6 protein-coding genes and 2 pseudogenes are annotated in these 8,323 nt (G+C 69.2%); 2 read left to right on the forward strand and 6 right to left on the reverse strand.

All coding sequences use genetic code 11. The features are described 5' to 3' along the window. The 4 genes and pseudogenes from FV228_RS14395 to FV228_RS14410 form a co-directional block, all read right to left on the reverse strand. Positions 1-1,901, reverse strand: a pseudogene (locus FV228_RS14395) (ATP-binding protein); the annotation flags it as partial. Further along, positions 1,898-2,563, reverse strand: coding sequence for a hypothetical protein (locus tag FV228_RS14400; RefSeq protein WP_147855253.1), 666 nt, complete (start codon positions 2,561-2,563; stop codon positions 1,898-1,900). The pseudogene FV228_RS14395 and the gene FV228_RS14400, both read right to left, overlap by 4 nt. Further along, complete coding sequence (locus FV228_RS14405; RefSeq protein WP_147855254.1) at positions 2,556-3,548, reverse strand: DUF559 domain-containing protein; 993 nt, start codon at positions 3,546-3,548, stop codon at positions 2,556-2,558. Before FV228_RS14405 ends, FV228_RS14400 begins: the two co-directional genes overlap by 8 nt. 271 nt (positions 3,549-3,819) lie before the next feature. Further along, on the reverse strand, positions 3,820-5,985 hold the full coding sequence (locus FV228_RS14410; protein WP_147855255.1) for a TonB-dependent siderophore receptor: 2,166 nt from the start codon (positions 5,983-5,985) through the stop codon (positions 3,820-3,822). Between the two features lie 591 nt (positions 5,986-6,576). Between FV228_RS14410 and FV228_RS14415 the strand changes: the two genes are divergently transcribed. Together FV228_RS14415 and FV228_RS14420 are read left to right on the forward strand one after the other, a co-directional pair. Then, the gene (locus FV228_RS14415; protein WP_238261427.1) at positions 6,577-6,945 is read left to right on the forward strand and encodes a NepR family anti-sigma factor; all 369 of its coding nucleotides are present in this window, start codon (positions 6,577-6,579) and stop codon (positions 6,943-6,945) included. After that, a complete protein-coding gene (locus tag FV228_RS14420; protein ID WP_147855256.1) occupies positions 6,942-7,538 on the forward strand; it encodes a sigma-70 family RNA polymerase sigma factor in 597 nt (198 codons plus the stop codon). The genes FV228_RS14415 and FV228_RS14420 overlap by 4 nt, the downstream gene beginning before the upstream one ends. Positions 7,539-7,544: 6 nt before the next feature. Here the strand turns inward: FV228_RS14420 and FV228_RS14425 are convergent, their stop codons facing one another. After that, positions 7,545-8,075, reverse strand: coding sequence for an isochorismatase family protein (locus tag FV228_RS14425; protein WP_147855257.1), 531 nt, complete (start codon positions 8,073-8,075; stop codon positions 7,545-7,547). Positions 8,076-8,081: 6 nt separating this feature from the next. Next, positions 8,082-8,323 (reverse strand): annotated as a pseudogene (locus tag FV228_RS14430) (asparaginase); the annotation flags it as partial.

The raw sequence follows: 8,323 nt of genomic DNA on the forward strand, positions 1-8,323 counted from the left end.
ACGCCGGAACGCTCGGCGGCGGCCCGACCGTCGATGCCCGGCGCGCGGACCGGAACCGCTGGCGTCTCGGCGGCGGCGTGATCCTTCCCTGGAGCGGTCCCGGCCTTGGCCGCATGGGCGAGCCCCGCATCCCGGAAGAACCCCGTGTTCACGAGCGGCTGCTCGGCGCGGATCCACCGCTCGAACCGATCCGACGTACCCGCCTCCCGCGCCCGCGTATGGAGGTCGCGCAGGGCGACGAAGACGCGCAGGTCCGCGTCCGTGGGGTCGATCGCCAGGCCCCCGGCGGCCTTGAACGCATCGACGAGCTGCTTCGTCTTGACCCCGCCGGGCATGGGCCCGCGGCGGATCAGCAGCAATTCCCGATCGGGGATGCGCGCCGAGATACCGGAGGCCGTGAGCGCCGCCCGGAGGCGGGCCTGGAACGCGATCGCGTTCTGGTGTTGGAGCGCCCGATAGCAGACATGCCGTTCCCGGTCGTTCTCATCCCGGTGGATGTAGATCAGCCGTCCGTGCAGGGGCGGGATGCGCTGGTCGGCCTCGCCCTTGCTGGCGACGTCGAGGGTGTCGTCCGGATCGTCTTCCAGGGCGTAGAGGTCGAAGGTGTCGCGCAGCAGCTGGCCGAGCCAGGTATCCTCGTCGCTGCGGATGCCGGCGATGTCGGCCGCCCGGCACGCGGCGGCGAGATCGAACCCGGCCTCCTCGGGTGGGGCTTCCGGAGGCGGAGCGGCGGTTCCGAGACTGTCGCAGACCGAGACCGCGCCCTCTGCGAGGCAGTGGCGTCGGAAGGCGTCGCAGCGCATCAGCAGCGTGCGCGGCATCATGCCGGCCGCCGCCGCGTCGGCGAGGGCGCGCTCGCTGAACGGCCATGTCGGAAACGGGGGTACGTAGCCGGCCTCCGCGTAGGCCGGCGCGAGGCGACCGGCCACCAGGGCGGCGGCGGCGGCCCGCTCGTTCATGCCCACGAGCCCCGTCGCCTCCGCGAAGCGCTCCCGCATGGAACTCAAGGCGCGGGCCTCCAGCCGCTCCCAGGATTCCTGGAGGCAGGTCATCACCGTCATGCTGCGGTCGCAGACGATGTTGACCTCCAGGAGCCCCGCGGCGAGCACTTCGGCCAGGCCCGCCTCCGCGTCGATCCCGTCCTCGGCCGCGAGCCGTCCGGTCTCGATCACCCCGTCGATCTGGTCGACGGCGATGAGCGTCGGCCCGCTCAGCGCCATGATCCAGCACATGCCGCGCACGAGTTCGACGGGCGCCGGCGGCGGCGTCTTGAAGCCCAGGGCCGCCCGCTCCGCCGGTCCGGCGTCGTAGCCCTGCAACCAGGCATGCGCGAGGCCGACGACGGCGAGATCCTGCGAGCGGAGAAGGCAGAGCGCGCGGAAGACGTCGAGGTGCTTGAGCGCGCGGCCGGCATCGACGCTCATCAGCGCCCGGACCAGCACGTCGACGATCCGGCGGGCATCCATGTTCGGCGTGTTGAACGCGGCTTCGACCTGCGCCTCGACACGGAAGCGGCGCGCCACGCCGGCGAGCACGGCATCCGATTGCCGTCGCCCATCCGGCATCGTCTGCAGCAGGGCGGTCACGAAGCTCAAGGCCGCGCTGCGCCAGAAATCCGTCAGCCCGAGGACGTCGAGGGGCACGAACCACGCGCCGGTGCGCCAGGCCTCGCGCCGGAGCTGCCCGATCAGGTGGGTCTTGCCGATTCCGGATTGGCCGACGAGCACGCGGCCCAGCGCCCGGTCGGCCGGCTGGCGCGCCTTGCGGTGCAGGTCGGCGACGATCTCCGGGACGAGCCGCTCGTTCGGGCCGCCGGTCGGCGCCGTATCGATCCAGATGCTGTCCAGCGTCCGCACCCAGTCGAAATCGATCCCGCGCAGGGCGTCGAGGGCATCGCTCATGATTGGATCCAGAGGATGTGGAACGGCTCGCCGGCCGGGCTGAACGCCGCCTCGCGCTCGGCGGCATCCAGCGACCTGGGATCGCTGAACTGGCTCAGCCGCGCCGTGCGATCGCCGCGCAGGATGGCGGCGAGGCCCGCATCGACGGTCGCACGGTCGAGGTCCCCGAGATGGGCGCGCAGGGCGCTCAGGCGCACGGCCTTGGCCCGCTCCCCGCCCGTCAGCGCGAGATAGGCGGCGTCGATGCGCGCCCGGAGCTGCTTGGGTCCGAGCTTCTTCGATCCCTTGGCCGTCGATTTGCGCGCACGCGGGGCAGGCGCCGCCGGTGCCGGCTCCTCGGAAGCGCTCCCGACGAGGTCGGCGAGGGACCGGCCCGTCCTGGCGAGATCGGCATGGATGCGCTCCAGCCAGTCCTGCAGCACGCGGAAGGCCGGCGGCAGGGGCTCGCGCATGTGCTCGCCTGCCCAGTTCCAGCCCCTATCCGTGACGGTCAGGCGCAGGGAGCGACCCTCCCGCTCCGCCGCAAGGTAGCGACTCGCGATCAGGGCCTCCCGGTCCGCCCTGTCGATGCGCGGCGCGAGCGTGCTCTGCAGTGCGCTTCCGCAGCGGCCGAGCAGGCACCACAGGATCAGCGCCTGCTTCGGCGTCGGCGTCTCACGCATCGGTTCGCCCCTCCTGCGCACCGCGTCGCAGGCGGACGACGGCTCGAATCTTCTCGATCGCGAGGGGAAGGTCCGCCGCGACCTGATCGTTGGTCAAGCGCAGCACGAGGTAGCCCGCCGTCAGGAGCTCGTAATCCCGGTGACGATCGTTGCCGAATTTGGGCTCGGCCCGGTGCTCGGGGCCGTCGAGTTCGACGACGATGCGGTATGCGCGGCAGAGCAGGTCGACGCGGTGTCGTGCGCCCCAGGCCCCCACGGGCACGGGGGCATTGCAGACGAACAGGCCCCCGAGGTCGGCGTCCTGCGCCAGCGCCTCCGCGACGTGCCGCTCGATGGCGCTCGCGTGGTGTGCTCCGGCCGGCGCGATGAAGCGCTCGGCCGCCGCACGTTCCCTCCGTGCGAGTTCATGGGCGCCGTAGAGGATGCGGTCGTAGGGCGCGGCGTCGGATGGCTCCGCGGCGAGCACCGCCACCACCGTGGCCCCGTGCCGGACGCACCATTCCAGCGCCTCGATGGCCGGACGCGCCCGCGTCGCCGAGGCCGGATCGACCTCCCAGACCAGAATGACGCCGGCGGGGCCGATCAGCCGGGACAGACGGCGGAGTTCGAGGTCTCGCCCCATCTTGAGGAAGCGCGGCGTCAGGCCGAGCCTGGCACGCTTCGAGGCCGCCTTCAGCCACGGATCGGGGACGACCGGCGTGGGAGACGCCTCGCGGCCGGGCCAGTGCGGCCAGCTCTCCAGCGCCAGCTCGGCCAGATCGTCGAGAAGCCGGTCGAGGAGCGCCGCGGCCGTGCGTCGGCCTCCGCTTGCGATCAGCAGCGCGCTGCGGTCGGTGCCATCTGAGATCAGCGCCCCCATGGCGGCGCTGTTGACGCCCAGGACGACCAGACGCTCGCCCTGCCCCAGGCCGGCGAGCCTCCGCGCCAGATCGTCTGGCGTGATCTGCGGCCGCGCCGCAGCGACGGGATGGAGAGGCGATAGCAAACTGCAACCGTGCTGCCGGCTTGCTGCCGACGCCGAGGCGTCCTGCAGCCGTTCCTCGGACCTATTCAGCACAGCTGCTCGGCCCTGGCTACAGGCCCCGCATCTTCAGGTTGTCGCATCCGAGCGCCGATCGCAGGGCATGAGACCGATCTCAGCGTGGTCGAACAATGGATCAGAGCAGAGGTGGAGATTTTGAAGGCCGAAGCGGGATAGCCCGCCTCGAATCTGCCCCTGAGCGAGATCGAAATGGAAGGATTGCACCCCGCTCCGATCACCATCTGTATCGCAGAGAGCCGAGCACAGTCCGGCCCTGGCTCAAGTAGCAGTAGCCGTTGTTGCAGATCGCGGGGCGCTCGTCGGCGAGGTTGACCGCGTTCAGAGCGGCGCTCCAGCCTTTCAGGCTCGCGGTCGTCGCGCCGAAATCGTAGCGCAGAGCGGCGTCGAGGGACGTGTAGGCCCTGTTGACGAGCGTGTTAGCGTTGTCCGCGTAGGTCTGGCCCACGAAACGCACCCCCAGGCCGAAGCCGAGCCCGGCAGCCCGCCCTTGTCTGACGGTGTAGTCGAGCCACGTCGAAGCGGTATGAACCGGCGTGACGAAGGGATGGCGTCCTAGATTGGCGGCGACCGCATCCTTCGTGATCCGCGCATCGTTGTAGTTATAGGCCGCGATCAGATCGAAGCCGGAGATGAGGTTGTTGACCCGTGCTCCGAGTTCGACCCCGAGCACGTCGAGTTCGCCGATGGCGATCGAGCAGAGGCAGCCGATGTCGTACTTGACCGAGTTGGCCTCGACCAAGTGATACGCCGCCAGCGTGAAGAGGCTGTCCGTCTGCGCGGGCTGGTACTTCACGCCCCCCTCGATCTGACGCCCTCTGGTCGGTTCCAGAAGCTGTCCGCTAGCGCCGAGCGACGAGGAGGGCAGGAACGACGTGGCGTAGTTGACGTAGGGCGACACGCTGTCCTCGAAGGCATAGAGCAGCCCCAGATTGTAGGTCAGGGCCTCGTCGTCGCGCTGCGCGTTGAGGCGCCCCGTCGTACCGTTCTCGGTCCGGCGGCTCGCCCAGTCCTGACGTAAGCCGAGGGCCAGGTTCCAGGCGCCAAGCGCAATCTGGTCCTGACCGTAGAGGCCGATCTGCTCCAGATTGAGGTTCGTGCGCGTGGTGATCGGCGGCGTCACCCCATAGCGCCCGTAGGCCGGCGCATAGAGCGGCAGGTCATAGGCCCGGTTCACGCCGAGGGAGCCGGTGCCGTAGTGCGAACCGAAGGTCTGGTAATCCGGCCCGAGGATCAGGGTGTGCGCGAGGGGCCCCGTGTCGAACCGGCCGACGAGCCGGGTATCGACCTGCGCCTCCGCGACGGTCTCCTGAATGGCGAAACTGCCCCGCCGGTAGACGTCGCCCAAGAAACCGCCGCCCGCGACGCCGCCGGTGAGATAGCGGGCGTTCCCGTCGATGTATCCGTAGCGGAAGCTCTGGCGCAACGTCCAAACGTCGCTGAGGGCGTGCTCGAACTGATATCCGATCTGATATTGCTCTTGCCTGAGGTGGTCATAACCCGGGTCGCTGGCGCGAATGTCGTAGACGTGGCGCGCACCACCGACGACACGGTTGAGGGCGGCGACGTTGCTGTCGGTCTCGTCCTTCTGGGCGAGGCCGAGGATAGTCAGGCGCGTGTCGATGTCGGGCCGCCACGTTAAGCTCGGAGCGAGCATCAGGCGGTCGTCCGCAATGTGGAAGCTGTTGTCGCCGACGCTGCCCAGCGCCTGCAGCCGGTAGGACAGGACCCCGTCGTCGTTGAGCGGCGCACCCACACCGAATCCCTGCCGGAACCAGCCGGTACTGCGAAGCTGCGTCAGGGACTCGAACACCGCTCCACCCGTCGGCAGCTTGGAGATGCGGTCGATCAGGCCGCCGGGGCTCGTCTGCCCGTACAGGACCGAGATCGGCCCCTTGACGATGTCGATGCGCTGCAGCCCGAAGGGCTCGGTGCGGAAGGTGAAGAACTGGCCGGGTGTCTGGCGCAGGCCATCCCGGTAGTCGCCGGCGCCGTTGACGGCGAAGCCGCGAATGAAGATCTGGTCGAAGCGGGGGTCGAAGCCAAAGGCGTTGGTCGTCACGCCCGGCGAATAGCGCACGGCCTCAGGAAGGCTCGTGACGGCGCGATCCTCGATCTCCCTGGGGCCGATCACCTCGATGGACCGGGCGGTCTTCAGGATCGGGGTGTCGGTCTTGGTGCCGGCCGCGCTGCGGGTCGGCACGTAGCCGTTCACAGGGCCGTACGCGGTCTCGGTACGCTCCCCCGAGACGCTGAGTTCCGAGAGTTGCACCTCGGTTGCGGTGGAAGATGCAGTCTGCGACGGCCGGACAACAGGTGCATGGCTGGCAGCATCGTCTTTCGCAAAGGTCGTCGCCGAGCCAGCGATGACCCCTGCCAGCATCGTGACAGCACAAAGACAACCCCGTTGCCGAGGCCCGGAAGAGACAGTCGACGGCACCATACGAAGCTCTCCGGTGACGCGTCGAATCAACCGAGTCGACGCCGGACGATCTTCGGAATATTTTTCGCTCCACCGCAGGAAAATCAACCCGCGATCCCTCCCGCAACGTCTTTTTGCGGTCCGGCAACTACCATACGGCAGATTATAATAACTTTAATTCATCAGCAATCCAGCTCTGAATCTTTGCGGAACAGCGAGGCATTCTTGGATGCTCGGTTTCGCAACCGATTCGGCTCAGCATCGTCCAACGGCTGGTTTCTGCTGTCGGTCGTTCGCGAAATCCTGGTGCGGCCAAGCGCGCAAGGTCGTCGAGCGAACGTTCGCCCTCCGATGCCGCACACGCTCAGCCGCCGGTCATCCGTGCTGCGCGCCTTGGTTTACGGCCAAGCTTGAGCCAGTATTTCTGGATTGTAACTGGAATATTTGTCAATCAATCGCTGTCTAGCTCACAAATCCAGACATTAAGATTTGATGAATACGAAGTTCAGAACCGATTAAATCCGTCGCGCCTACCAGCGTCGTCGGAAGGCGATGGAGCGCGTCTTCGCCGAATCCGGTCGACAGACGGGGGGCGGCGGATCGCCGGTCCCGTTGGGCCGCATCGCCGAGGATCGGGGCGTGATCATGATCCAGGGCAAGGACGAGCGGGTGGTGACGCGCCTCGCCGGGGCGGCGGAGGGCGTCGGGCTGACGCCTGCGAACGATGCCGCGCCCCTGCCCGACGGCGCGGCTGCACGCCCCACGCCCGGACGCCGGCCGATAAGCGAGGCGGATCGCGACCGGATCGGACGCGGCCTGCGCCTGCACTACGCCGATGTCCTGGCCCTGCCGATCCCGGAGCGGCTCCGGACGCTGATCGACGACCTCGCCGCATGCTCCGACACGGAGGCCCTGCAATGATGATGATGACCCAAGCCGCTCCCGCCGGCAGCGATTCCGGGCCGCCATCCCAGGGGGTCGATGCCGAGATGCGCGGCCTCCTGCTCGGGGCGATCCCGGCCCTGCGGGCCTTCGCGTTCTCGCTGACCTACGACCTCGACCGCTCCGACGACCTCGTGCAGGACACGCTGGTGCGCGCCTGGGTCAATGCCGGCAGCTTCCGCCGCGGGACCAACCTCACGGCCTGGCTGTTCACGATCCTGCGCAACCTGTTCTACTCGGAGCAGCGCAAGCGCAAGCGCGAGGTCGAGGATGCCGACGGCGTTCTGGCGGGGAAGCTGACCTCCCTGCCCGAGCAGGAGATCCGGATCGAGATGGCGCAGTTCCAGAGCGCCCTGAACCGGCTGCCCCATGCCCAGCGCGAGGCCCTGGTTCTCGTGGGCGCCCAGAGCTTCACCTACGAGGAGGCGGCCGCGATCTGCGGCGTCGCCGTCGGGACGATCAAGAGCCGGGTCAGCCGCGCCCGGATGCGGCTGATCGAGGTCCTGGGCCTCGAGGGCCCGGACGACATCGGCACCGACGCCCGCACCCGGGCGGCTCTCGACGGCGGCTGAGCCCGCTCACTTGATCAGCTTGACGGCCTCGCGGAAGCGCGGGTGCCGGGCGGTGCCGAGCCATTCGAACACCACCATCTCGGTGGTGACGATCTCGGCCCCGTGGGCCGCCATCCGGGCGAGGCCGGCCACACGGTTCTCGCTCCGGCGCGAGCCGACCGCGTCGGCGACCACGCAGACGCGGCGCCCAGCCTCCAGGAGGCCGAGGGCCGTCTGCAGCACGCAGATATGCGCCTCGCAGCCGGTCACGACGAGGTCGCGGTCCCCGATCCGGTCGAGGAAGCCCGGCGCCTGCGCGGCGCCGAAGCTCATCTTGGCGAAGGCCGCCCCGGGCTCCGGGGCGAGATCCGGCACGGTCGGACCCAGGCCGCCGGCATTCTGCTCGGTGAACAGGGACGGCACGTCGAGCAGCTTGGCCGCCGCCAGGAGGCGGCCCGTGTTGGCGATCACCCCGGCGCCGTCCGCGATGGCCGGCATCAGCCGGACCTGGATGTCGACGACCAGGAGGAGCGTCCGGACGGGATCGATCAGGGGCATCGGTTCTCAGTAGGTCGCGAAGAGGCGCGCGACCGCTTCGGGCTCGGATGTCACGGTCAGCGCCAGGGCGAGCAGGATCCGGGCCTTCTGCGGCGTCAGGTTGTCGGCGCTGAGGATGCCGCGGGTGCGCAGCCGCGTGGTCAGGGGCACCACCCCGCTGCCGGCCCGGGTCGACATCACCACCGGGATGCCCGCCGCGGCGGCCTCCTCCAGGGCGTCGGCCTCGGCCGGCGGCATCATCCCCGGGG

Origin of the sequence: Methylobacterium sp. WL18, assembly GCF_008040015.1 — a bacterium.
GTDB classification, from domain to species: domain Bacteria; phylum Pseudomonadota; class Alphaproteobacteria; order Rhizobiales; family Beijerinckiaceae; genus Methylobacterium; species Methylobacterium mesophilicum.